This is a genomic window from Hymenobacter polaris (assembly GCF_012927305.1).
In the GTDB taxonomy this organism is placed as follows: Bacteria; Bacteroidota; Bacteroidia; order Cytophagales; family Hymenobacteraceae; genus Hymenobacter; species Hymenobacter polaris.
In genome coordinates, this window is sequence record NZ_JABBGH010000004.1 from 94,407 (window position 1) to 118,600 (window position 24,194).

At 56.4% G+C, this 24,194-nt stretch carries 20 protein-coding genes; 10 read left to right on the forward strand and 10 right to left on the reverse strand.

What is annotated here, in order from left to right; translation table 11 throughout:
- Window positions 1–547 precede the first annotated feature (547 nt).
- The 4 genes from HHL22_RS22130 to HHL22_RS22145 all read right to left on the reverse strand — a co-directional run bounded on the left by HHL22_RS22130 (window position 548) and on the right by HHL22_RS22145 (window position 5,783).
- Window positions 548–1,363 carry a helix-turn-helix domain-containing protein gene (locus HHL22_RS22130; protein WP_169533615.1) on the reverse strand — a complete coding sequence of 272 codons (816 nt, stop codon included), beginning with the start codon at window positions 1,361–1,363 and terminating at the stop codon, window positions 548–550.
- Window positions 1,364–1,396: 33 nt separating this feature from the next.
- A complete protein-coding gene (locus tag HHL22_RS22135; protein WP_169533616.1) occupies window positions 1,397–2,209 on the reverse strand; it encodes an oxidoreductase in 813 nt (270 codons plus the stop codon).
- A 618-nt stretch (window positions 2,210–2,827) separates the two neighbouring features.
- Window positions 2,828–4,759 (reverse strand): FG-GAP-like repeat-containing protein, encoded by a 1,932-nt coding sequence (locus HHL22_RS22140; RefSeq protein ID WP_169533617.1) that lies wholly within the window; start codon window positions 4,757–4,759, stop codon window positions 2,828–2,830.
- Between the two features lie 289 nt (window positions 4,760–5,048).
- Complete coding sequence (locus HHL22_RS22145) at window positions 5,049–5,783, reverse strand: M48 family metallopeptidase (protein ID WP_169533618.1); 735 nt, start codon at window positions 5,781–5,783, stop codon at window positions 5,049–5,051.
- Between the two features lie 280 nt (window positions 5,784–6,063).
- Between HHL22_RS22145 and HHL22_RS22150 the strand changes: the two genes are divergently transcribed.
- Window positions 6,064–6,618 (forward strand): hypothetical protein, encoded by a 555-nt coding sequence (locus HHL22_RS22150; RefSeq protein ID WP_169533619.1) that lies wholly within the window; start codon window positions 6,064–6,066, stop codon window positions 6,616–6,618.
- Window positions 6,619–6,693: 75 nt separating this feature from the next.
- Here the strand turns inward: HHL22_RS22150 and HHL22_RS22155 are convergent, their stop codons facing one another.
- Complete coding sequence (locus HHL22_RS22155) at window positions 6,694–7,734, reverse strand: PDDEXK nuclease domain-containing protein (protein WP_195809376.1); 1,041 nt, start codon at window positions 7,732–7,734, stop codon at window positions 6,694–6,696.
- Between the two features lie 141 nt (window positions 7,735–7,875).
- Between HHL22_RS22155 and HHL22_RS22160 the strand changes: the two genes are divergently transcribed.
- Together HHL22_RS22160 and HHL22_RS22165 are read left to right on the forward strand one after the other, a co-directional pair.
- On the forward strand, window positions 7,876–10,173 hold the full coding sequence (locus HHL22_RS22160) for an argonaute/piwi family protein (RefSeq protein WP_169533620.1): 2,298 nt from the start codon (window positions 7,876–7,878) through the stop codon (window positions 10,171–10,173).
- Between the two features lie 17 nt (window positions 10,174–10,190).
- Window positions 10,191–11,378 carry a PD-(D/E)XK nuclease domain-containing protein gene (locus HHL22_RS22165; protein ID WP_169533621.1) on the forward strand — a complete coding sequence of 396 codons (1,188 nt, stop codon included), beginning with the start codon at window positions 10,191–10,193 and terminating at the stop codon, window positions 11,376–11,378.
- 384 nt (window positions 11,379–11,762) lie between these two features.
- On the opposite strand, the gene HHL22_RS22170 is transcribed toward HHL22_RS22165, so the two are convergent.
- The 4 genes from HHL22_RS22170 to HHL22_RS22185 form a co-directional block, all read right to left on the reverse strand.
- Window positions 11,763–12,524: a hypothetical protein gene (locus tag HHL22_RS22170; RefSeq protein ID WP_169533622.1), complete on the reverse strand. Its 762-nt coding sequence runs from the start codon at window positions 12,522–12,524 to the stop codon at window positions 11,763–11,765.
- Window positions 12,525–13,290: 766 nt separating this feature from the next.
- Window positions 13,291–14,028, reverse strand: coding sequence for a hypothetical protein (locus HHL22_RS22175; protein WP_169533623.1), 738 nt, complete (start codon window positions 14,026–14,028; stop codon window positions 13,291–13,293).
- Window positions 14,025–16,655 carry an ATP-binding protein gene (locus HHL22_RS22180; protein ID WP_169533624.1) on the reverse strand — a complete coding sequence of 877 codons (2,631 nt, stop codon included), beginning with the start codon at window positions 16,653–16,655 and terminating at the stop codon, window positions 14,025–14,027. The genes HHL22_RS22175 and HHL22_RS22180 overlap by 4 nt, the downstream gene beginning before the upstream one ends.
- The gene (locus HHL22_RS22185) at window positions 16,655–18,292 is read right to left on the reverse strand and encodes a hypothetical protein (RefSeq protein WP_169533625.1); all 1,638 of its coding nucleotides are present in this window, start codon (window positions 18,290–18,292) and stop codon (window positions 16,655–16,657) included. Before HHL22_RS22185 ends, HHL22_RS22180 begins: the two co-directional genes overlap by 1 nt.
- Before the next feature lie 579 nt (window positions 18,293–18,871).
- On the opposite strand from HHL22_RS22185, the gene HHL22_RS22190 reads away from it, so the two are divergent.
- Entirely contained in the window at window positions 18,872–19,408 is a 537-nt protein-coding gene (locus HHL22_RS22190; protein WP_169533626.1) for a GNAT family N-acetyltransferase, read from the forward strand.
- Here HHL22_RS22190 and HHL22_RS22195 read toward each other — a convergent pair whose 3' ends face one another.
- Window positions 19,409–20,374: a nucleoside hydrolase gene (locus HHL22_RS22195; RefSeq protein WP_169533627.1), complete on the reverse strand. Its 966-nt coding sequence runs from the start codon at window positions 20,372–20,374 to the stop codon at window positions 19,409–19,411. It lies immediately after the preceding gene.
- Between the two features lie 60 nt (window positions 20,375–20,434).
- Between HHL22_RS22195 and HHL22_RS22200 the strand changes: the two genes are divergently transcribed.
- From HHL22_RS22200 to HHL22_RS22225, 6 genes are all read left to right on the forward strand, one after another.
- Window positions 20,435–21,106 (forward strand): NUDIX hydrolase, encoded by a 672-nt coding sequence (locus tag HHL22_RS22200; RefSeq protein WP_169533628.1) that lies wholly within the window; start codon window positions 20,435–20,437, stop codon window positions 21,104–21,106.
- A gap of 266 nt (window positions 21,107–21,372) precedes the next feature.
- Window positions 21,373–22,095, forward strand: a complete 723-nt coding sequence (locus tag HHL22_RS22205) for a hypothetical protein (RefSeq protein WP_169533629.1) — start codon at window positions 21,373–21,375, stop codon at window positions 22,093–22,095.
- Window positions 22,096–22,267: 172 nt separating this feature from the next.
- Window positions 22,268–22,540 carry a hypothetical protein gene (locus HHL22_RS22210; RefSeq protein WP_169533630.1) on the forward strand — a complete coding sequence of 91 codons (273 nt, stop codon included), beginning with the start codon at window positions 22,268–22,270 and terminating at the stop codon, window positions 22,538–22,540.
- Window positions 22,537–23,118 (forward strand): recombinase family protein, encoded by a 582-nt coding sequence (locus tag HHL22_RS22215; RefSeq protein WP_169533631.1) that lies wholly within the window; start codon window positions 22,537–22,539, stop codon window positions 23,116–23,118. Before HHL22_RS22210 ends, HHL22_RS22215 begins: the two co-directional genes overlap by 4 nt.
- Window positions 23,119–23,142: 24 nt before the next feature.
- Complete coding sequence (locus tag HHL22_RS22220; RefSeq protein ID WP_169533632.1) at window positions 23,143–23,541, forward strand: hypothetical protein; 399 nt, start codon at window positions 23,143–23,145, stop codon at window positions 23,539–23,541.
- A 167-nt stretch (window positions 23,542–23,708) separates the two neighbouring features.
- Window positions 23,709–24,176, forward strand: coding sequence for a hypothetical protein (locus HHL22_RS22225; RefSeq protein ID WP_169533633.1), 468 nt, complete (start codon window positions 23,709–23,711; stop codon window positions 24,174–24,176).
- The last annotated feature ends 18 nt before the right edge of the window (window positions 24,177–24,194 follow it).

Here is a 24,194-nt window from a genome sequence, read left to right on the forward strand (position 1 = left end):
TTACGAAACTCCTGTCCTCGACGCATTTCGTAAACAGGGAATCGTAGACGGGTTTCTTAAACTTGCCTTGCGCTACAGTGGTCTGCTGGCACCTAGCGCAGGCCAACTGCTCGGCATTCACCAACAGGAGCGATATCTTGTCTACATGAATCAAGCGTTGAAGCGGCGGCTGTTCGTGCTGGGTCTTGTCGTGTGGGGACTCGGCTCTTTCGTAGGGTACTTCGTGACGGAGCCATTGGCTTTCTAGGTGCCCTGGTGGTTTTGCCTGTGTGCTTGTCCCGGCTCGGCGCAGACTGGCGCAGCTATCGAGCCGTGGCGCGTGCCGCGGGCGGACGCAGGTGCAGTCGCGATAGCTGGCTTGGTGGAAGACGAGGCGCGGCGGTGCGGCGGGCGGGCGGGGTACCGGCTAGCCATAAGGAGGCTAGTGCCAGAAGGGGAAGCCGGGAAGTAGTCAGGAAAGGAGGCCGGAAAACGAAGCTAGCGGCGTGCAGAAAGGATTACGCTGCGCCGCCCGTCACAGGGCGGCGTGACAGGCCGAGCGCTGCGCCTACTTGCGGGTGGCCCGCTGGGCTAGCGCGGAGGCCGTGTAGCCGAAGCGCTGCTTGAAGGCCGTCGAGAAGTGCGACAGGTTCTCGAACCCCACCTCCAGGTACGCCTGGGCGGGCGGCTGCCGGCGCTCGGCAATGAGGTAGTGCGCCTGGCCTAGGCGCTGCTGCTGCAGCCAGCGCTGCGGCGCACTACCAAACAGGCGCTGAAAATCGCGCTTGAACGTAGCCAGACTGCGCCCCGTAAGCTTGGCAAACTGGGTAAGCGGCACGTTGAAGGCATAGTGCTGGAGCATAAAGGCTTCGAGGTCAATTTTACCAGGCTCGTCAAAATGGAAGAGCCAGTTGCCCAGGGCCGGGTCGTGGCGCAGGAGCAGGCCGATGGCCTCCTGGGCCTTCAACTCGACCAAGGCCGGGGGCAGGGGCGCGGGCTGGTCGAAGTAGGGCAGCAGCGAGTGGAAAAAACCCCGCAGAAACGAGTCGTCGCCGAGCGGAAGCAGCAGCGGCCCCGCATAGGGCGCGGTGGCCGCCAGCTGGTGAGTGGCCGCGTAGCGGCGCAGCGTCGCCTGGTCGAGGCTAACGCTGATGGACTGGAAGCGGCCGCCGGCCGGGGGCACTTTGGTGGTTTTCACCAGCTGGTGCCGATGCACCAACGCTAGGGTGCCCGCCCCGTGGGTCTGCGTAGCGGTGGAGGTGTAAAACTGCGACTCGCCAGCTAGCAGCAAGCCCAGCACGTGTTCGGGCACGAACTGCTCGCTGGCGCGGTGAAACGCTTCGTAGCAGGAATGTAGAATGCCGGGCGTGGGGGCAGTAGCCATCGGGGTCGCAGGAGGGAAGCCAGCCAGGTGAGGTTACGCAAGCTGGCTCGTAATAAGCCGGTCGAAGAGCCGGTCGGGAAGCAGGGCCCGCAGCCAGAGGATGGGACGAGCCAGGTAACCCCCCACGTAGCGCGTGCGCGGCTGCTTCGTTTCCACCGCTTGCAGTACGAGCCGGGCAATGACGGCAGGGTCGGCTCCCTTAGCCTCGGCGGCTTCGGCGGAGCGGGCAAACTGACGGGCTCCAGTGGCGTAGGCCGTGCTGGCCGAGGTCTCCAGCAGGCTGCCGGTGGCAATGCCCGCCCACTCCGACTTGACGCCGCCCGGCTCAATAACGACCACCTCAATGCCGAAGGGCTTGACTTCGTTGCGCAAGGAGTCGCTCAGGCCTTCGAGGGCAAACTTGCTGGCGTGATACCAGCCCCCATAGGGCGTGGCCATTTTGCCCCCGATGGAAGAAATATTGATGATGCGTCCCCCGTGCTGGGCGCGCATACCGGGCAGCACGAGTTGGATAAGCTGCGCCGCGCCAAACAGGTTGACCTCGAACTGCCGCCGGGCTTCGGCCAGCGGCACGTCCTCCACGGCTCCGTAGCGGCCGAAGCCGGCGTTGTTAATCAGCACGTCCAGGTGGCCGGTAGCCGCTAGCACCTGCTCGACGGCGTGGTGCCTCGACTGCTCGTCGGTCACGTCGAGGGCCAGCGGGGTGATGCCCAGCGGCACGAGGTCCTGCATGTGTTCGACGCGGCGAGCGGCCGCAAAGACCCGGTGGCCGTGCGCGGCCAGCAGTTTGGCGGTGACTTTGCCCATGCCCGCCGAGGCACCGGTTAGTAGGATAACGCGTTGCATAAGGTGGTTGTCAACGAAGTAAAAAACGGCTGGCTCAGTTGGGCGCAAGACGCAGCGCTACGGCCAGCAGGTTATGTTCAGCCCGACAAAATTCCGAAGTGTCCGACCTGGTCAGGTTTTGCCAGCGGCTCAAAGCTGCTTTGGTGAGCGGCTCATGCGGAGGGGAACAAGCCGTCACGCCGGCAAGTCGAAGCGGGGCGAGGTCGAGGTCTTCACCTGCCCGGGCTAGCAGGGTGCTGGCGTGCCATAACATAGGTAAGTTACCAGCCCCCTTACGGTAGTCTGCCTGTATTTTGTCCCTTTACACAAGCTATTGCTGTGCGACTTATCGCATCCAAACGCCGTTTTCGGTTTAGTGGCTCAGAAAGGCACCGTGGCTGTTGCAGAACTCTTGGAGCAGCGCAGCAATCGCGCTCGCTGGCAGATAAGGAGGGACAAACGGTGCGTCTGGTGACCATTTTAACGCGATTTGGCCTCTAGTACCCTCCCGCAACAGTGCCGAGGCTAGTTCTGCAACAGCCACGACCCTCTACAGCTAGTAAAACGCTGCTTGTGCTACGCGCTGGGCCACCTAGCTGACCTAAGCAGCCGCTAGAATGGTCAGCCTGCTGGCGCCCCCTACCGCACTACTTCCACCCAGCCCCGCTGCGTGGCCCCCGAGGTGGGCTGGCGCAGGTAATAGTAGTATACGCCCGCCGCCGCGGCCGGCCCCCAGTCGTTCTGGTAGGCCGCGCTGCGGTAGACCTCGCGGCCCCAGCGGTTGTAGAGCACCAGCGTCCAGCTGCCCGCCGCCGTGCCCGGCAGGGTAAAGACGTCGTTGAGTTGGTCGCCGTTGGGGGTCAGAATGTTGGGCACTAGCATGGCGGTGGGCGAGGACGCACAGTCGCCTTCGCTGACCACGTACTCGGCCCGCGCCGTCTGACAGCCGGCCAAGGTGGCCGTCACGGCGTAGCGGCCCGGTTGATGGATGGCAAGGCGCGCGCCCGTCTCGCCCGTACTCCAGCTGTAGGTCTGAACGGGGAGCGAGCTCGTAGCTGTGAGCTCGCCGCTCGTGCCAGGGCAGAGCTCCGCGGGCCCCGTGAGCTGCACCGTGCCCACAGGGCCCGCCGCCGTGCCCCCGTTGAGGCGGATGCCCACGGCGAAGCCACTCGTCACCAGGTCCAGGTCCCCGTCCCCGTCCATATCGCCCAGTGCCAGGTCCGTCGTGTTGACAAAGTCCGTGACGAAATAACTGCGGCCGTCCGGATTGAGGAAGTTGCCCCCGCCCTGGTTGCGGCCTAGACTCACGTAGCCGTAGATATTGCCCGTGAGCAAGTCCAGGTCGCCGTCCCCATCCACGTCGCCCAGGGCCAGGGTGTAGGGGCCCACCCCCACGGGCACCACCGCGCCCGCCGTGAAACTGCCGCGTCCGGTATTGAGCTGGATGTACGCCTTACTGGTACTGCCACTGGTGACCACCAGGTCTAGGTCCCCGTCCCCATCCACGTCGCCCAGGGCCAGGGCCTGGGGCTCGGCCCCGGTGGGCACTTCCAGCGTGCCGCTGAAGCTGCCCGCCCCGTCGTTGAGGCGCACACTCACCGCGTTGCTGACAAAATTGCTCGCCACTACGTCCAGGTCGCCATCCCCGTCCACGTCGCCCAGGGTCGCATCGGTGGTACTTCCGGAGGCCCGCACCGAGGGGCCGGGGCGGAAGCCGCCTGCCCCGTCGTTGAGGCGCACGTTTAGCCAGCCGCTGCCCGTGGCCACCAGCAGGTCCAGGTCCCCGTCCCCGTCCAGGTCGCCCAGCGTCACGCGCGTGGGGTAGTAGTCCACGCCCAGGTCGCTGCCCCCACTAAACTGGCCGCGCCCATCGTTGAAGCGCACGCTGACGCTACTGCTGCCCTGGTTGGCCGTGAGTAGATCCAAGTCCCCGTCGCCGTCCACGTCGCCGAGCACCACGCGCTTGGGGGCGTTGCCCACTGCCACGCTTTGCGTGCCGCTGCACTGGCCCGTGCCGTCGTTGAGGCGCACGCTGACCGTGTTGGAGATGGCACTGAACTGGGTGTTGAGCACGTCCAGGTCCCCGTCGCCGTCCACGTCCCCCAGGGCCAGGCCGTCGGGGTAGCGCCCCACCGCCACCTGCGTGCCGGCCTCAAACACGCCCGCGCTGGTACAGCTGACGGCGGTCGTGAACTGGCCGACCAGCGGGCGCGCCAGGTGCTCGCTAGCGCTGGCGGCGGCCGTGGTGACGGTATAGCGAATCGTCTCGCCGGGCTGGAAGGGGTAAGCGCTGGGGGTAAAAGTCAGCGTGTGCTCGCGCCCACTAGCCGGGGTGGCGTGGGTGCGCCGGCCCCCGCGCTGGCTGCTGAACACGTGCAGGGCGGCCGGCGCGGCCGGGGTCAGGGGCTGGCTGAAGCGCAGGCGTAGGGGGTCGGTGCGTCCGGCGGCCGCCGCATTGGCCGCCGGCGTCACGGCCGTGCTCACCAGCGCCTGGGCTCGCCCGAGCAGGGGCGCGGCCACCAGGCTGCTGGCCCAGACCAGCCCGCGCCAGATAGAGGGAAAAGGAGTCATCGCGTCACAAGGTAAAGCCCCGGGGCGGCTACCGGGCAGCGGCTTAAACTAGGCCAGGATAACTCGGTCCCCACCCAACAAGAGTCCGCCTTCCCGTCGGGCGTTGCAGCGATGGCGGCGATAGGTACTGATTGGTAGCTAGGTGCTTGGCTAGCCCGCAGCCGGTACGCGCACTCCGCCAGCCCTGGCAGGAACACCGGGCGGCGCGCGTGCTTTAACTAGTGTCCAGCACGCACGAAATAGTGGCTCCGAAAAACACGCCTTTCTAGCCTCCTCCCCGTTAAAGAAGTTAGGCTGCTAGTGGGAGGGGTACTCCTGGGTGGCCCTTCTTCAAGGCGAGGTGCGCCACGTGCCAGGTGGGCAGGGCCTGGGCGAGCAGCTGCCAGAAGCGGGGCGAGTGCAGGCGCTCGTGCAAGTGCGTCAGCTCGTGCACGAGCACGTACCTCAGGCAAGCCAGCGGCCACTCGCTCAAGGCCACATTCAGCCAGATGCGCCGCGCGCGAATGCTACAGGTGCCCCAGCGCGTTTTCATCGCCTTCAGGCCCCAGGCCGCGGTCTGCGCCCCCACCACCGGCTCCCACTGCGCCAGCAAGCCCGGCACCAGCCTCCGCAACTGCTGGCGGCGCCAGCGGCCCACCACCTGCGCCCGCTGAGTAGGCGTCGTACCCGGTGGCACGCGCAGGTGCAGCTCGCCTACCTCGGCGACCAGGCGTACCTGGCTTCGGCCGGCTTGCTCCTGCACCACGAGGTGCAGGGCTTGCCCCAGGTAGTAGTGCGTTTCCCCCGCTTCGTAGCGGAGTTCGGGAACTACGGGGCGCTGCCGCAGCGTCGCTTGGTGGCGACGAATCCAGGCGAGTTTGTCCAGGATCGCTTCCCGCCAGCTCGCCTCGCGCGTGCCCAGCGGCACGGTTAGGCGTACGGTACCGTGGGGTGGGCGCACGCTCAGGCGCCAGCTGCGCACAGGCTTGCGCACGACCTCCACCACAACATCTTCGACTACTAACTGAGCAGGGACGGGGGGCATGGCAGGCGGAAAGGCAAGACAGCAAGGGGAGCACAAACATAGGACAGGAGTCCGCGAAAGGACATCCTCTAGCGGCACTACCGGCTGGCTAGTACGATCAAGGAATAGGCTTTCAGGGATGATTTTCCGTTACCTGGTAGGCACAAGTAACACGTAGTTGAGCTTATCTTTGGCGATGGCCTACCGTAAACGTCCCGCTACTGTTCGCATCTGTGTTCACTGTCACGACTCGTACGAGGCGGTGGACCGCCGCCGCCTTTATTGCTCCGACTCCTGCCGAGTGCAAACCTGCAAAGCCAAGCGCCGGCGCCGGTTGGCCGCCAAGCACAGCGCGCTCACCGGTACCACGGTCCAGTCGCTGAACGGCTTAGCAGCGCCGAAGGTGACCATGGCCTGGAGCGCGGCCAACCTGACGTTGCTCACGACGAGCAACCTGGCCGCCCAGCTGCTGTTGCACCTGGGCACCAAGCTCTACCGGGCCCTGACCACCCCCGCCAAACAGGTGCCGCGCGAGGACCCGCTGACGTGGCTACCGGCGGCGTTTGTAACCACTGCGCCCCGCCGCCGGGCGCTAGCGTTGCCGCTCTGGGGCCGGGAGCGGCAGTGCGTGGAAGTGCACTACCTGGGCCACACCTTTTTCTACCAGCCTAGCGAGCGCTGCTTGCTCTGGGCCATCGAGCCTGGGCACTACCTGGTCGTGAGCGACGCCGCACAAGTGCCCCTCATTGCCGAGCTCGACCCCTACCAGCCCGCCCCATCAATCGAGGCGACCGCTCCTGTGCGGCAGCTAGCGGCGCGCCCGCTCTCAGTGGATGACCTGCAAGACTTTAACTAACGCCGCCGCCAGTTGTACATATACGCAATTATAAGACAGGTTAAATAGATCAAGGGATTAGGTACAACGCACCGTTTAATTATTCTCCCTCTCTTCTGTGTTGAGGGCTGCATCCACCTCTTCGCTAGTTGGCAGATCCTGTCGCAGTTCTGGTGGTAGGGCGCGTGTTAGCTGCCACTGGGCCACGCCAATAGGTTGACTCATCCCACGCAAAGCATACTCTGATACAATCCGGTTCTGCGTTTTGCACAGAATCAATCCAATAGACGGCTGGTCGGTCGGATGCCTAAGTAAGTCGTCTGCAGCCGCCAGATAGAAGTTCATTTTGCCACTGTCTTCAGGCTTAAATTCGCCCATCTTTAAGTCAATGATGACAAAGCAGCGCAGCTTGAGATGGTAAAAGAGCAGATCTAAGTAGTAATCTTGGCCACCGATTGCGAGGTGATACTGACTGCCGACGAGCGCAAAACCTTTACCCAATTCTAATAAGAAGGCGCGCACATGTGCCAACAGGCCTTGTTCTAGCTCTCGCTCCTTTGCTTCTATCCCAAGGCTGAGAAAGTCAAAGGTATAGGGGTCTTTGAGGAGTTGCTGCGCCAGCTCAGATTGCGCCGCGGGTAGGGTGCGTGTAAAGTTGCTGACGACCCGGCCTTGCCGCTGATAGAGGCCGCTTTCCACTTGTAGGGATAACACATTGCGGCTCCACCCGTTTTCGATGGTTTGCTGCGCGTACCACGCGCGTTCTACCGGGTCTTGGACAGCTTCTAACAGGCGGACGTTGTGTCCCCACGGAATTTGTGCAACAACCTGTTGCACAAATTCGGCATCCGGCCACGCTTTAGCAAATGCGCGCATATACTGCAAATTACGTGAGGACAGACCTGCTAGACTCGGAAACTCTCGCCGAAGATCTTGAGCTAACCGAGCAACTACTTTTGTGCCCCATCCTTGCTGGTCTTGGCGACTCAGAATCTCTTGCCCAATTTGCCAATATAGCTGTATCAGAGTTGTATTGATCGCTAACGTAGCGCGCAGTTGTGTGTCGCGAATTCGGGCAGTAAGTTGAGCCAGCAACTGTGCGTAGTCAAGCGGAAGGTCAAGAGAAAATGAAGGCAATGTAGAGAGATAATTGATGAGTCCAGTAAGAACTGGAAAATGATGATGTAGTGGTAGTTATTATATGAACACAATGGTTTTTAACTACAAAGATTAGCTTTTTACTATTATATTTGGCTTGACAGGATTAACTCTCAAGCCATGAGCTTTTTACTCAACATCGCACCGCTGCGATGGGAAAATACTACTCTAGAAGCTGAGTGCTTCGACTACGACGAAAATAGATTTAGAGACTTACGTGACCAGCACCAAGGCACGCATTTAGTGAAACGTAAGGGTTCACGCATCTTGTGTGTAGCACTGCAATCTGGGCTTGCTCCAATAGGCGGTCAATTGGAGCAGGTGGAATTGGCCCATAATCTGTCGCTGGTTGCATCCTTAGCTAGTGAAGCACTTTATCGGCAACTACCAGCCGAACAATGTCGGCTAACTAGGATGCGGCCATTGAGCTACCTAGCTATTCGCAGTAATTTACTGCAAGAGTGCTTACCCGCTAATGTCACTCCTCAGCCGGGCTTAGCCGTATTCGCGCAGTGGGAACTGGACTTTCGGGTTTATGAGCCAACCGAGCAAGCGGCATTCGTTGGCATGAGCGTGAATGTGCGAACGACACCCCGCATCAGTCTAACCTGTGCCAAGTTGTTGGCATTAGGTGTACCGTTACAAGGTTTCTATGTCGGACAGCCAGTTGCCAATCGTCACCCAGCACTACCGCCTCGTTTTACTACACTGGGTCGCGTAGCTGGAGTCGCGGTGCAGCAAGGCGTACCTATGTTACAGCTAGAGGATGTGAGGGGAGAGTCAGCCACAATAGTGGCGGCGGACAAGCTCTTCTTGGAGCCACGCGGGGATGTGCTAGAACACTGCATTCGCCACCTATATGGTGCGCAGGCTACTAGTGTGCTAGCAGCGTTACAGCAGCAAACAGCTGATTTCCACGTAGGGCCTGGAAAGTTGCGGCGACTGCAACGGGCCCTAACAACTTTTAGGGCCATGAGTCTAGAACTAGTCCCTGGGTTGCCATTCGAGATAGAACCATTTTGGGGTGATCAGGCAGCTGGAGCAGCATCAGTAGTACCCCAACGGGCTCCCGCTCCCACTTTCGTGTTTGCGCCAGGTGGCCAAAAAGTAGATGTGTGGGCCGATCAAGGACTGCGCCGTTACGGCCCTTATTCACGCGAAAGCTTTACGCCGGCTCGTCTCCGACTGTGCGTTATTTGCCAAGCAAGCAAGAAAGGCCAAGTCGAACAAGCTGTGCGAAAGTTTCTCGATGGTATTCCGCGCACGGCTGATATAAAGGCTGGACAGGAGTACACCGGCCTGAAGGCTAAATTTCACTTGCAAAGCTGCGCAATAGAGTTCTTTCTGGCTGCCGATGACTCAGCGGAGGCTTACTCGCGAGCTACTAGTGAAGCATTGCGGCACTTAGGCAGCAACTCGCATGAACGCTGGAATCTAGCACTGGTGCAGATTGACCGAGCTTTCCGCACCCGCACTCCCAACGCCAATCCTTATCTTATCACCAAGGCACGATTTATTGGGCAGCAGATACCAGTGCAAGAGTTCGCGCTTGAAACGATGACCATTAGTGATAGTCGGCTGACTTGGGTGCTGAACAACATGAGCCTAGCTACTTATGCTAAACTCAACGGTATTCCTTGGCTACTTAAGGCGGACCTACCAATCGCGCACGAAATGGTGTTCGGCATTGGTAGCGCGATTGTCAGCGAAGGCCGCTTTGGTAACCGTGAACGCATGATTGGCATCACAACGGTATTTACTGGTGATGGTAACTATTTCGTTTCCAATGTGTCATCAGCGGTACCGGCTGATGAATACTTTCCAACGCTTCTGGCTAGTCTGCGGGAAACAATGCGCAGTGTGCAGCGCGACCTGAACTGGCAGCCCCGTGACACAGTACGGCTAATTTTCCACGCATTTAAAGAATTCCGAAATGCAGAGGCGGAGGCCGTAAAGCAGGTGATGCAGGAATTGGGAGACTACCAGGTAGAATTTGCCTTTCTCCATGTGGCCCCCGACCACCCCTTCGTATTCTTCGATACTAAGCAGTCCGGTTTTGGCTACTACAACAAAGGTCCCTATGCCCCAGAGCGGGGGCAATACTTGGCGCTTTCACGGTGGCAGACGTTAGTGAGCTTGACGGGTGTGCGTGAGGTCAAGCAAAGTAGCGATGGTCTGCCGGCCCCCGTGCAGTTGCGACTGCACCGTGACTCCACATTCACGGATATGACGTACTTAGCTCGGCAGATAGTGAATTTCGCGGCGCACTCTTGGCGTGGGTTTCATGCGTCGCCTATGCCAGTGACTGTGGCTTACTCACAGCAGGTAGCCCAGCTGTTAGGGCAGTTGGCTGGGGTAAGCTACTGGAATCCGGATGCTATGCTGAATCGTATCGGTACCACGCGCTGGTTTTTATGAGTCCTACTTCTTTTCCGTTGCTGGCCGACATTCGTACGACGCTACTGCGTACGGTACAAGAAGTAGATCCTACGGGACTAGAAGCAGCTTTTATTCAGTGGCTTTACCCGGCTTTACCCGGTTTACAAGCGGCGCAGCCCACCACATTCGTCGTTACCGATTACCACCGAGTAGCACAGTTAGGTTACTGGTGCTCATTACCCACTGCCGACCTGCAGCCGCATCAACTAGCCTTAGAAGAGGGATTGCGACGTGTAGCCGGGCGCTCGGCGGTTATGCTTGGTGGCACGCCTGCTGGGTTTGCCACCGATGTAGTAGCGCTACTGGGACTAGCCCTGGCAGCTAGATTAGTGGCAGCGGATGTAGGCCAAGCGGTAACTACTTGGATGGCTTCGTTTGTAGCCGCAGCCTGCCAGAGCTTACCCGCTTGGAAGCGCTGCGTGGTGGTCAGCGCGCTACACGTGCTCGAGCTACCTACTACGGCTTTGCCCTGGCCAGCTGATCCGGCGCAAGCTGACCTACGAGTGGCTCTCTGGCTAGCAGGCAGTGCTCCTCACCCGCCCGACGATGACCCAAGTCAGGCATTGATAGCTTTGAGCACTGGCACTATCACCGACCTAGAACCAGAAGCGCCCGTAGCGGCTATGCGCCTGCGTACCCTGGACTGGCTGGCAACCGCCGCGCCCAGGCTGTCACTGCGGCAGCCAACCATGGAAGAGGTAACGAAGGTACTAGAAGCGGTACCAGCGGGTATGCGACGGTGGACTTGGGAAAAAAGCCCACGCACTCGTAACAGCACTGTTCAGCAGTGGAACGTTCAAAATGAATATCATGTGCAGAATCTGCTGTATTTTCTGCTGGCCCCACTCTTTCCCGACTTAGAGGATGAATTCTATTTCAACCCAATTGGTCAAAAAAATCCTCGGGCCGATTTAGGTATTCCTTGTTTGCGTCTAGTTATCGAGGTGAAGTTCATTCGTTCACATGTTGCTTTCGCCGATTTTATAGAAGAGGTAGCTGCTGATGCTAGTTTGTATTTTCAGTCGGGAAGCGACTATGCGACTCGTTACCAACACTTGTTGCTATTCTTCTGGGACGACTCAGGCCGAACGCAGGAGCATGCGGCATTGCAGCGAGGTGTGCGGCAATTACCTCACGTAGTAGGATGCGTTGTAATGCCTCGACCAGGTAACTTACAGCCTTGAGAGAACCTAGTAAGCAAGCTCATTATGTCTGTTCCGCGGCTATTCCACAATTAAGTAAACCTGCAACAACTTGGAAAGTAGGTTTGCAGGGTGGCCGATTTATGATGTGATTTTACATTAAGAGGTAAAATTGGCCTCAACTAAAGCAGAGGCTGACCGCCGGAAGTAGCTCAACTTGATACTTCCTAGGTAGATAAAAACTGTCCTAGTAATTGCGTATACGTTAAACGAGCTTTTACTCTAGGTAAGTAGCGCCCGAACGCGTCAGCTACTACTGCAGGGTTGCCCTTCTCACCGGGCTACTCGACTGCTCGCTTCCCAACAGGCGCGCCGCCTCCCGATCCCTACCTAAGGGTGCGGCTGGACGAACCAGGTTCCGGCTCGCTAGGCATAGTCGGCAGCCTGCAGTGGGGCGTAGGCTGGCGCGGCCAGCGGCGCACAATCGGCGGCCCAGGCAGGCAGCGGGCTAGCAGATCGGTCGGCCCCTCGTGGCTCGATCACGGCGGGGCTCACGGGCAACTCCCCAACGAGCTGACTGGCTAAGTGAGCTTCGGGCTCGGCCAGCGGGGTGGGGACGTAATCGCCAGGAGTGAGCTCGGCCACAGCCGCGAGCTGCTCGGGCGAGAAGAGCAGCAGTACTTGCCCCGGCCCCACGCGCCACAACAGGCAACGGTGGCGGGGCTGATAGTAGAGCGTATGGCCAAAGTAGGTGAGCTGTAGAAAGACCTGCGGCTGGTCCCACCAGGGCATCTCCAATTCCAGCCGGGGGGCGGGCGCGCTGAGCAAGGCGGCCGGCAGCCAGTGGGCCGGATCAAGGGTCTCCAGGGGCTGCGCGGCGGGGGGCGGGGTGAAAAGCCCAAGCAGGCGCTCGCCCAGCACGCCGACGAGCTTGGCGGCCAGGTGGCTGCCGGTGAGCATGGCCACGTTCTGCCAGCTCGCCGCCAGGTTTACGCTCGGCGTGGGTGTCTCGGGGACGGCTCCTAAGGTGGGCGTCGCCTGGGGGGCTTTCGACCGGGGTCGACGGGCATAGCTGGCCAGGTTGGCGCAGGAGTTGCCACAGTAGAGGCGGCGCTTGTGGGCCGAGGAGTAGGGCGTGTGGCAGTGCGCGCAAAGGCGCGTTTCAGGTTGACGTGGGCGGTACTTCATAAAGCAGAAAGAAAGGCAGTAGGGTTGTTTTTGCCCCAAGTTACCATGAACTTGGGGCAAAAACAACCATTTTACTTATATAATCCAGCCTTTACACCTAGCCTCCCTACCTAACGAGGGCGAATGTGGCAGATTCACACCCTCCCCCGAGTAGTGGTGCCGTCAGGTGTCAGCCGCCACGCACACGTATCCCGAAGCGCCTAACGATGTGGCAAGGGGGGGCTCAATAAGGCGTGCAATAGTGAGCCCCTATAAGTTCTGGTCAACACTGCGTCCCTGCTCAGTCATTGTCTTTATCTGCTTCTGCTGAGTATGCTGGCGGCGCAATTTTTGCCCGCGCAGCCCTTAGCGGTCGAGCGCCGGCGTTTGGTGCTACACGCATCCTAGCTCGCCGGCACTAGGCTGGTGCAGCACCTGCAAGTGCAGGTCGACAGCCTCTTGCCTCACTCGCCCTAGACCGTGAGCCTGAGACAATAAGCCCTGACCTTGGCCCAGAAGCTGCGCGATGTGCCGGGCTAGGTCGCGGCCCAGCTCATGCTCGTGTACTTCTATCGGCTGCAGGCGCCAGACGACATGCCTGCTGACAAAAGGATGTACCTGAGCTTAGTCATATGCCAAAGGGAGTATAGCCGCATCCTGTCCGGTGTTGGTAGGTAATCAATGCATTCTAGGCCAGACTCTGTCGGCTTGTCAGGATTACTATATCGGCTTCCTTTTTGTCAGCGTCACTATATCGTCGGCGTTGTTCTCCAGACGCTTGACGCAGTTAGGGCTTCGTTGTCTCCCTAGCGTTGTCCCGAAACTTAGTTTTCAAAGACTCCGTGCTGTCTTTAGTACGCCGAGACTCACTGCCCGTTAATTCCCCGCCTGCCTCCCGCATAGTCGTAATTTTATCCTTGCGCTCGGTCAATTCCTTGCCATGATTTTTCATCGCGGCTACTTTATCCCGCGAAGCCTTTTCCTTTTCAGCACGAGCCTGTTCGCGGGCAGCACTGCCAGTCATTTCCCCAGCCTGCTTTTTCATTTCGGCTACGCGGCTGTTTTCCTTAGTAGGGTTATTGTGACTCATGGTTGCTTCGGGTTTAGAAGCGCGGGAAGGTTCTTTGGAAGGGGTAGAACGCGCCTGCTCTGGTTTTGAACCGGTGGAGTCGGAGTCGGTAGACACCTTTGTCTTCTTCTCCAATATCTCACCAGTATTCTTATCCCGGTAAATTCTTAATTCAAGGCCGGCAGACGATTTAGATGCTACTTTTTGCACCGCATCAGCGGACCTTTCGTACTTGTGAGTAAGCCGGTTAATATCATGTATTTTCTTATTCGAGCCTGGGCCAGCTATAACCTTACCACCCATATTATCAAATTCGCTTAAACTTAGATTGGTTATTGGTTTGCCTTCTTTGTCTAGAGGCGCACCTGGATGTTCTTTAAAGCTGTCAGCTTCTTGCTCCTCTAAGTCCTTTCTCAGGTCTTCAAGAGGTTTGCTACTAGATGGATGCTTGCTCATTGGAAGGGAGTTATTTTGACAAAAACTGGGCTATCTAACTGTTCATCAAATACAATGGCTTCTCCGGTTTTTAGGTTGTTGACGTAGTTTTTCTGCTTGTCATTCATCCCCATCGCAGTACCTAAGTAATCGCGGTCATCTCTGGATGTTATTCGGTGCATGATTTTTAGATTGGTATTTTTGATTACATCAGATACTAGCTTAGTAGGAATTTGCTCCACAATAAAAATTCCCTCCCCTTTAGCGCGGATTTCTGCTAGCATATCGATAAACAAACTAATAGCCTTCGCCTGGCTGCTCTGAGTAGCAGTTCCATCTTCGCCACCACTGGCCTGGGTGCCGCTACCGCTACTCAGCAGCCGGTGGGCCTCTTCGATAAGTGTAATATGCAAGGGTGGCCCAGCCGAATACTCTTCGCCCGTTACCTGACTACGTTTAATAGCTGATGGCTGTGTTTGACGGTATTCAAAGAGATAGGTCATTAGAAAAGCCATTACTAGAGCTTTTTCTTCATTATCGGCTAAGTCCTCCAGCTCAATAATAGTGGATTCGGTAAGTAGCGTCTGCAAGATGTTTGGAACGAGAGCTGCCTCATCGTCCGCATCTACCCATCTATTTGGACAAAGCGCGTGGCCTAATAGCCCTTTTGTCAGCCTAACAAACCGGCGTTGCAAATAGCTACCAAAGTCCTGCCGCGTCTTTTCGTCCGGAAACAATTCTTCGTCCGAAACATATTCCTTAATTATTTCATCGAAGAAAGCTAGACTCAGCGGATAAAGCCGGCGATGGCTCGTTTCGCGGTCGCACCCAGGTTGGCAAGCCGTTGCAGAGTGGTTAATGTAGACAGGCGACTTCGCTGGGTCAAAAAAGTCAGGCTCCTCTAGCTGAAAATTTTCTTTATACAACAGGTTTAGGCACTCTTCTAATATCAGTGGCATAATTCCGTGCATCGGGAATGCGGCATTAAAGCAGCCTTTGATGTAGGAAATATGCTGCGTCACTGAAATGCCCGGCATGGGTATCAGGGGATTAAACCGCAGATATTCTGGATGGCATTCGCCCTCGGGCGTACGAGGCCGCCGAAAGTTGAAGCGATGAAGAGTCTTGCCCTGTGCCTGGAAATAGGGCAGTAACTCTGAATAATATTCGGACTTAACTGGCTCAATGAGCAGAAACGGAATGTGTTGCTCGGTGAGGGCCTTGACAAACTGAAGCGTCGTATTGGTTTTACCCGAGCCTGTTGAGCCTACGATTAAACCATGCTTTGTAAGGTCTTTGACTGGAATGCAATAGTCATGAGCCATTGCCTGAGTCGGGACCGCACTGCCGTCGGCCAGCCGGATACTGGCACCCGCCGTAATAATCTCCCCCAGCTTTATTTCAGGGCCGGTGGATAGGCGTGGGGTAGGCTGGTAAAACGGTTTGACTGGCTTAGCCGCTACCCCCGGCAAACCCTCGGCACTGGCAATCGGCAGTCGAAAGAGTGAGGTAGCTTCCACTTCATCCGCTAAGTAGGGGAGGCGGCGGGCGAAGGCAACAACGGTCGGGTCAATCTCAGCGGCCGTTTCCAACGGGCCGGGTAAGGCAAAACTATAGTGGTTGCCCTCTTCCCAATCGGTACGACATAGCTCACGGTCAGCTTCGCGCAGTGAAAAGCAAATTAGCCGCGTCTTATCCTGCCCAAAGGATAATTGCGTGCAAAAAGCATTAGCCGCGGCCATGGCAAGCGTTTCGTGAGTAGCAGCTACCTGAATTTTTACCGTAAACAAGGACGGAGCCGATAAATACTTGGCGTAGCACTGCTGGTAATTTTCGACGTCTTGGTTGGCAACACCCCGATAGGTAGTCGACAGCATGGCATGGTATTGAAGAGCTAGGTTTCGCTCTAGCTCAAAAATGGGCGTCGCGCCTAGCGACAGTCGTAGCTGAATCGGCTCTTCGGCCGATTGGAGCATCTTAAATAGATTAAGCCAGCTGTAGCTGTTAGCCGGAATATAGTGACTGCAAGGCAGGTAAAACCGTGTTTTTTCGTCCCAAACGCCTAAATTAGGAGGCGCGATAACTAAGTGATCAGGTGAGTAAAAGCCCCCTACTGGCACCAGCCGGGAGTCCTTGCGCACCTCTATCACTTGCTTGTTGCCAAGGCGCACTAACTCTTGAATAGCTGCTTCATCGGGTAGCCTCTGTAAGATGTAGTCGTCGGGCAGAATGCGCTCAAACTCGGTAGCTAGGTCTGCGTAGGCAGAGCCTGATGGGGGATGGCGGTATAGCTTACGCAGCAGTAAATAGCAATTGACTACTCGGGTGGTGTGGTCGTTTTGTAGCCGAAGCTCAAGCGTAGCGCCTGGAACCCCGCGGCTAGCTATAAACACTGCATTTACGGTGTCAAGAAAGGCTTTTTGACGTAGTAGACTCTTGTGGTATTCTTCGCGGGCCTGGGAGTGAGTGCTCTCATCAAAAAGCGGCACTTGTAAGATGCTGTAGCCAATGCGCTGGTGCCATCCATCGTGCATCACACATTCTGGAGGCTTGTCTTGGTCGGGCTGCCACCACTGGTGCCAGTGTGTGGGGGTAGCGCTCGTCGTGGTTGGCACCGCATAGTTGGCCTTTAGGACAGAAAAATCCATTAGGCAGATTCATTAAAGAACTCAAGCAGCGTATTCTCTACTAGTCGACGTAATACTTCTTCTGAGGGCTCATTCTTTTCAGCTTCTACTTTTTGCAGAAAGCGCTTTACAAAGGATTCCGGCGAAATATTCCGCTCTGTAAACAGTGGCGAGGCAAGTAACAAAGCTTGGCTAGTAGCCTCAGGGCCTTGCTGGGTCGGGTCCAGTAGAATATTAAGCAATTTATTAGATCCCTGCCGCACAGCCTCCTTAAATTCTGTTTGCTGCTCGGCGGGCGAGAGCACCTTGGGTTCTTGCTTATGGCTTGAAAAATTGCTGCGTAGTATGCCTATGCCTTTGGTCCGGTCTTCGGCTCGTTTGACCACATTAACCCCAGGTTGGCCACCATCATTAATGGTCGCTTTGGCCATTTCCTGCTCTATTATGGTGCGACCGTTCGCGAGTACCATAGCTCGCTCCCGAACATCATTCAGCATATTCTTTATTTCCCCCTCGGAGAACTGGACATCTACGATGATAAACTCCGCTACGTCAAACGCGTCTTCTATCGTCGTGATACGGGCTAAGTGCTGCTTAATGCGGTTTTGGCAATCTTCTTCTAATCCCGCGAAGTTGATGCTGGTCTTTAGTTTATCGAAGTTGCTAAAAACCTCCCGGTTAACATCATCAAATACAGTAGCACCGGACTTGGTGTATACATCGCTAACTGCATTGAAGTAGCGACTGGTTACCGAATCAATTAGGGCTTGCCGGTCGAATGCCGCTGATATCTCCGTAGTAATGTCCACATTAGCGCCTAGGCGAGCCTGAATGTTTTGAATCTGGGTGTCGGTCAGATGCGTAGGAAAGCTACTGAAAATTGGTCGTAGAGTGAGATTATATCTAATGTCGCCCATTATAGATTGGGCCGTTCGAGCATTGTGAAGTTTGTGCGACAAGGATTTAATATCAAACGCATATACATCAGTATATGAAATATCTGCAAAGCCAGCGGGGTGGCGTACCCAGGTCTGCATGCCACCACTAAATTGAGCTACATACACCAGTTGCGTCGGAGAGATATTGACCCAAAGAGGCCGATTGCGACCTGCGATGAAACCTGTAGTTTGTAATGGCTGTGGATTGATGTAGCGAACATTCCACAATAGCAGCAGCAGGGCTATTAGCAGCAGTACCGACAAAACCTGTGCCCGAGGTAGCTCACTGCCCTCCGCAAAACCTAGTAAAGCACTGTAAAGCTTATATGCAAGCAAGACCAGTAATAGTCCTAAAATTGCACGTAAACCCCAGGTGGCAGGCTTTTGGCTATGATAGAATAGCCTCGTTATTTGACGAGTACTTGAGATACGCCAACCAACCCATTCGGAGGCGCCACCTTTATAAAAAAGGTACAACCACCCTACAGTCAACAAGAGATGCCCCCAAAAAGACAACGTTTCATTAAGCAAGCCATTGCGCATTAACAGCACATTCACAAGCGAAGCCTTGCTGCTAGTATCGCCAAACCAGTAAGGAAACGTACAAAAAAACAGTACGCCACAAACTACCAGAGTTATTTTATTGATGGCCGGTTCATTGCCCGAACTGCTAGTAACTGTTACCGAAGGACGAACAGCTGTTGGGTAAGTGATATTCATACAAGAACGAGTTGGCTTATTAAAAGGCACTCACGTTAGCTAAGTATGTAATAGCAGTAGCACACTCAGCTTAATTTCGTGTGCAATGTATGAATTTAAGTGTTTATTCCTATTTATATTTTTAGCTGAACCATTTCATTATGAGCCACTTTGAGTAAGAGGAATGCGCTGGCGGTGTTAATGGCATAAAATAAGTAAACTTTTTAGAGTGTATGGATGAACTTGTCAGCTTCTCATACCCGAGGGCTAGTCGATACTGGGGTCTGACCATCTGTGCCCTCTTCCCATTTATTGGGCTACTCGTACGTTGCTGCACGTTCGCCATACTGAGTATCTTCTCATACCAAGTGTATTCTAGCTCACATTGAGGTTTACTAAATCCGTAATGTGTAGTCCCGAAAGGTGCACCTTTTAGCAGCCTGCTTTTACCAGCTGCAAAGGATCTAGTAGCCGGTCCAAGAAGTAGGGTCAGTTGGTCACGAAGTGGAACCTAACTTTCGGAGCCCCAAGCAGAAGATGCTTTCTCCGCAAGCATTCGCCCCGGCGTACCTACCTCTTTTCCTCCGCTCCTCCGGCCACATGATCCACCTGCTGCCTTTACGGACCGACCAAGCGCCGCTTTTTCATCGCTGGCTGCGCGACCCGGAGGTCATCCTCTATTCGCTCTCTGTATTCCAAGAGCTGCAGACGCTTGAGCAGGTGGCCGACTGGCTGACGCACACGCTTCAAGACCCGCATAGCTTGACGCTCGGCGTCTACTTGGACGAAACTCATGACTTGATTGGGTACGCGGGCATTGCTAACATCTCGCGGCGTAATCAAGCGGGGGAATACTTTATTCTGCTGGGAGAAAAGCGCTATTGGGGTCGGGGCATCGGCACGGCCGTGACGCAGCAAGTAGTCACGCGCGGGTTTCAAGACGTGGGCCTGAACCGGATCATGCTCACGGTATCGGTGCCGAACGAAGGCGGCGTTAAAGCCTATCAGAAGGCGGGCTTTCAGCTCGAAGGCCGCTTACGCCAGGCCTGCTACCGGCACGGCGCGTTCCACGATAAGCTCGTGATGTCCGTGCTCCGGACCGAGTGGCCGCACCCGCTGCGGCCTACCACGAACTAGTTACGCCGCGGCTGGCTGGGTAAGCTGGCCGAACAAGTAGGCATAGAAGGCGGCTTGGTTGACCGTCCGGGCTACCTCTACCCAGTGGCCGCTCCCCAGCGCGCGGCGCGTGCGCCCCGCACTGGGCCCCGTGGGCGTGATACTTAACTCCAGCGTTTCGAGCCCAAATGCGTCGGGGATGGCCAGGTAGCTCGTAGCCAGTACGTCCCACATAAAGTACGTGTATTCGTACGCCGGAATCGTGTCCACCGTGGTGGCCCAGAATTGCCCAGCCAGGCACGCCCAGGGGTGGACCGCATGCTGGGCCAGCGCTTGCAAAAAGGCCCGGTCAACGGGTACGGTGTTGGTCACGTCCAAGGGAATAAGGGTGAGCGGCAAGTGGAAGGTCAGCAGCCGCTGCGCCGCCAACGGGTCCCAAAAGACATTCCATTCGGCGCTGCCGTCGTGGTTATAGGTGCGCACGTTGCCCCCCACGTCCACGGCCCCGCCCATCCACACGACGCGGGCAATCTGGGTGACCAGCTCCGGCGCTAGCTCCAAGGCGTGGACGAGGTTCGTGCAGGGGCCCGTCAGCAGGACGGTCACGGGCTGCGTAGCCGCCGCCAGCTTATCGCGCAGGAAGACGGCACCCGGACGGGCATCCACCCGCGCCAGGTCCACGGGTAGGTTAATCAGGGCCGGCAGCGCATTGAGGATGCGCGGCTTGGCGCGCCACTCGGCGGGAAAGGCATTGACCCCATGGCAGTGCCCCACACTCACGGGCACTGCGGAACGCTGGCGGAGGTCCAGCAGCTTGAGCGTCGTTTCCACGGCCTGCTCGGCGTAACAGTCGGCGGGGGTAATCGAGACGCCCTGCAGCTCCACGGTCTCCATCGTGAGCAGCAGCAGCAAGGAAATAAAGTCGTCAGCCGAACCGTCGTGGTCGAAGAGGACCGGCAGCCGGGCAGGTAAGTTTGCAGGGTTCATGAGCAAATAAGCGTAGTTAATACGCAAACTTAGCGTACTAAATACGCTTACCCAAGATCTATGCTGTTTAAACTCGCTGTTGACTGTATTATCCTCGCCTATGACCCCGGGGACAACCAGCTGAAAGTGTTGCTGGTCCAGCGCGAAAACGAACCAGCGAAAGGCCAGTGGGCCCTGCCAGGGGGCTTCGTCGACGAGCCGGAAGATTTTGCCGTGACGGCCGCGCGTAAGCTGCGGCAGGAAACCGGCGTCACCGTCCCCTACTTAGAACAGGTGCGCGCCTATGCCCTGACCGATCCGACCGTGGGGCAGCGCTTAGCCTCGGTGAGTTACTATGCCCTACTCGAGTGGGCGCACTACGCGCCGGCGGCCGACCGCACCCACCTGGCGCAATGGTTTGCCTTGCCGCACGTACCCGCGCTCCCCTTTGACCACGCCCGCAAAGTGCAGGATGCGTGGCAGCGCGTGCAGGAAGCCGCGCGAAATCGACCCGTGCCGTTCTATCTCTTACCGCCGAAGTTCCCGCTCAACCAACTGCAACGGTTTTACGAAGCACTCTACCAAGCGCCACTGGACAACCGCAACTTTCGCAAATGGGTGAAAGGCCTGCCCTATGTGGAGGCCCTGGCCGAGCTGGAAACCAACGTGTCGCATCGTCCCAGTCAGCTCTACCAGTTTAAGGCGAGCGCCTATGCGGCCTTTGGCCAGGCAACGCGCTTGACCCCCTATTAGGAATCGGCTAGCTAATAGCTAGGAAAAGGATGTTACTTAAAAAAGGCGCACCTTCCTGACGCATCAGTTTTGGAGTTACTGAAGCCCCTCCACACGCTAGGAATGCACTTAGCAAGGACTTTCTGAGCCACTTGCGCGGAAATGGACTTTCTGAACCCCCGCAGGGTGCCTGTTGACTAACCTAGGTGAAAAGCAGTAAGTGGGATAATTAACTACTTTTAGCAAGCCACTTCAACCCTTCTTGCTTGCGTTCACCTCTAGTTCTATTGCCCTCCACTTTTAAGAACTTGCTCCTATGCTTTGCTACTTTGCTTTATGGGCTGAGTGCCTGTTCAAAGGGCGACGAAAGGCCACCTGTGACCAAATTACAATCTGAGCAGGCGGAGAGGGATTTTATCTTAAAGCAGGTTTATTCGGGGCAGTATTGCTTTGGCACGCGCTTCTACTGGCGCGATAGTTTGCGCAACGTACACGATATCTGTCAGGTGAGGAGCCAGCGCTGGGATTCGGTCAATCACGTGCATGTGGAGTTGCATGGATGGCCAGGACGACACTACTGTGACAAGAACCGATTTATTGTGCTTCGCCAAGGGAGTAAAAAATGGTTCGTGCCGTTCTGCGACGAAACGAGACTAGGGGAAAAGACCAATACAGATACAACGTTTTTCCAGACAGATTTGGTGGTTACCCGCCCGTTGAATGCTGCTTTGAATGGCTTAGTCTTACGCGATCGGTCGTTGTTTTTAACTACCTTTCTTGACGCGCTTTTGCCGCATCGACGCCTCACCCACGCCAATTACAAGACCCTCTTAGATGCCAAAACGAGAGCCTACCTTCAGCCACTACTGGCGAGCCCAAAGCGCTATTTCTATCGCATGGTACCAAGTGGGCTGAACGAGAACGTGATTTGGGAGTTTGATGATACACAAGTGGATGGATTGCATGTACGGCTGATCCGACCAATGTGGTATAAATGCTTCGAACTATAGCAAGCCCGGAGCAGACAGACTACAGTTTGTAAAACGTCCCTAGGCTTGACTAGGTAAGCCTCACACTGGAGGCGTTCGAAAAACCCTCTTGAAAAAGGCCCCAAAAACCTGCGTTTTCGGGGCCTTTGGCGTGGGTAGGAAAGCCGTTCGAAAAACAGTAGGTTTGCGAACGATGAACGTCTTTCACTTAGAGAATAAGATTCACCCTAAGCTAGCGGTGCAGCTAGAGCCGTGGGCAGAGGTATCCTACCTGCGTCAAGGAGAAACATTGACCTTGACGCAGCCACCTGAACTAAAGGGCGGCTATTTCGTGGTCTTTTATGAAGCAGATTCAGTATCCGTCCTGATAGACGGCGAATTTGACTACCCACAGACTTTTATTGATGGTGAGCTAGTTGAGCCATTCAATGATTTCACGGTCTATCTTACGAAGCCCGCATCATGACCGCTGCCATCTATGCTCGTATCTCGACTAAAGACAAAGGCCAGACCAACGAAAACCAACTCCGCGAGCTGCGCGCTTTTGCCGAGCGCCTAGGCTACACCCCCTATCAGGAGTACTGCGACAAGGAAAGCGGCGGTAGCAGTGAGCGGCCACAGTTTCAGCAACTCTTTGTCGATGCCCACCAGCGGCGCTTCGACGTGGTCCTATTTTGGAGCCTCGACCGCTTCAGCCGCGAGGGCGTGACCGAAACGCTTAACCACTTGCAGAAGCTGCAAGCGGCCGGGGTGCAGTTCAAGTCCTTTACGGAACAGTACCTCGACAGTACGGGGATGTTCCGTGAGGCCATCATCGGCTTTCTAGCGGCCATCGCCAAGCAGGAGCGCGTGCGCTTTTCCGAGCGCATCAAGGCTGGCCAGGCTCGCAGTAGTAAGGCTCCTGGCCGGCCAGCGCTGGCCGACGAGGTGGTGACCGAATTGCGGCGCTTGCGTGGGGAAGGTCTCAGCTTCAAGAAGATTCAGCTGGCCACTGGCGTGCCGGTGGCTACCATGCATAAATACTTAGTAGCAGCACCCGCTTAGCCCTCTTTTGCGGACCAAAAAACGATGGAGCTTGCCTACAGCATTGACCAATTAATTGCCCTCGATACGGCAGCGGGCTATTTCGATTTGCATAACTGCTACGACGTGGTGCGGGTGCACCGCACGGCGACAACGTGTTACGTAGGCTTCGCCAAATTAACGGGCGAGTGGGTAAAGCCGACCGAGCCCGCGTACATAACCCTCGTCTTTGAGCAGACCACCTTTCTGCAACTCAGTGAGGGGTTGCACTTTCCTATCGGTCTCGAATACATCGGCTTCAAAGAGCCACAGGAGTTGGATATGACATGGTTTATGCCGCAGCCAGGCAGTGGGCCTGTGCATCTGGTGCTTGGGCTTGACGACGAGGCGTTTATCCGCATTGGGGCCACCGCGTCTTATTGTCTGTATGGACCGGTGGCCTAAACGAATACAGCAGAAGGCTATCCTGAACCTGTCACATTTTAAGAGGTTCGTTTAAGAAATGTGACAAGCTCGGTGATAGTAATTGATACCAATGATTTAATAAGGCTTGGCACTAAACATCTGCTAGACCTCACCCATAGCTTAGTAGCTTCAAGTTGTCTCCCCTTATGGAAATCAGTAGCATTGACCAGGAAATAACGGATTTTGATTGGTACGCGGTAGACCCAAACGGCTATCTCGTGCAGTTTTCCTCCTGTGGTGGCACCCTGCCTAGCTCGGTTGCTTCATCCAGTGAGGCCCTATCCCAGTTGCATCACTACTTCCTCACCCTATCCACGGAAACTACCACGGCCCATTTTAACCCTAACCTACCAGTGGTAGTACCAAGCTTATCAGATAGTCACGCCTATAATCGCTACATCCAGGCCTACGCTACTTCCGCTAAGCGCGGGCTATTCGTTTTTGATAAAACTGACCTAGCTGATTACGATAATTACTATCATCTGGTCGCTTACCCGGCTAGGCCACTCTTGCTCACAGAGCTTCCACCAGCTATTAGGGCGTTGATTTCTCGCACTCGTTTACCTTTTGCGATAGCCAGTATCGCTACGCTGAACGCAAACGACATCAACTAGGAATTAAGCACCCCCTTT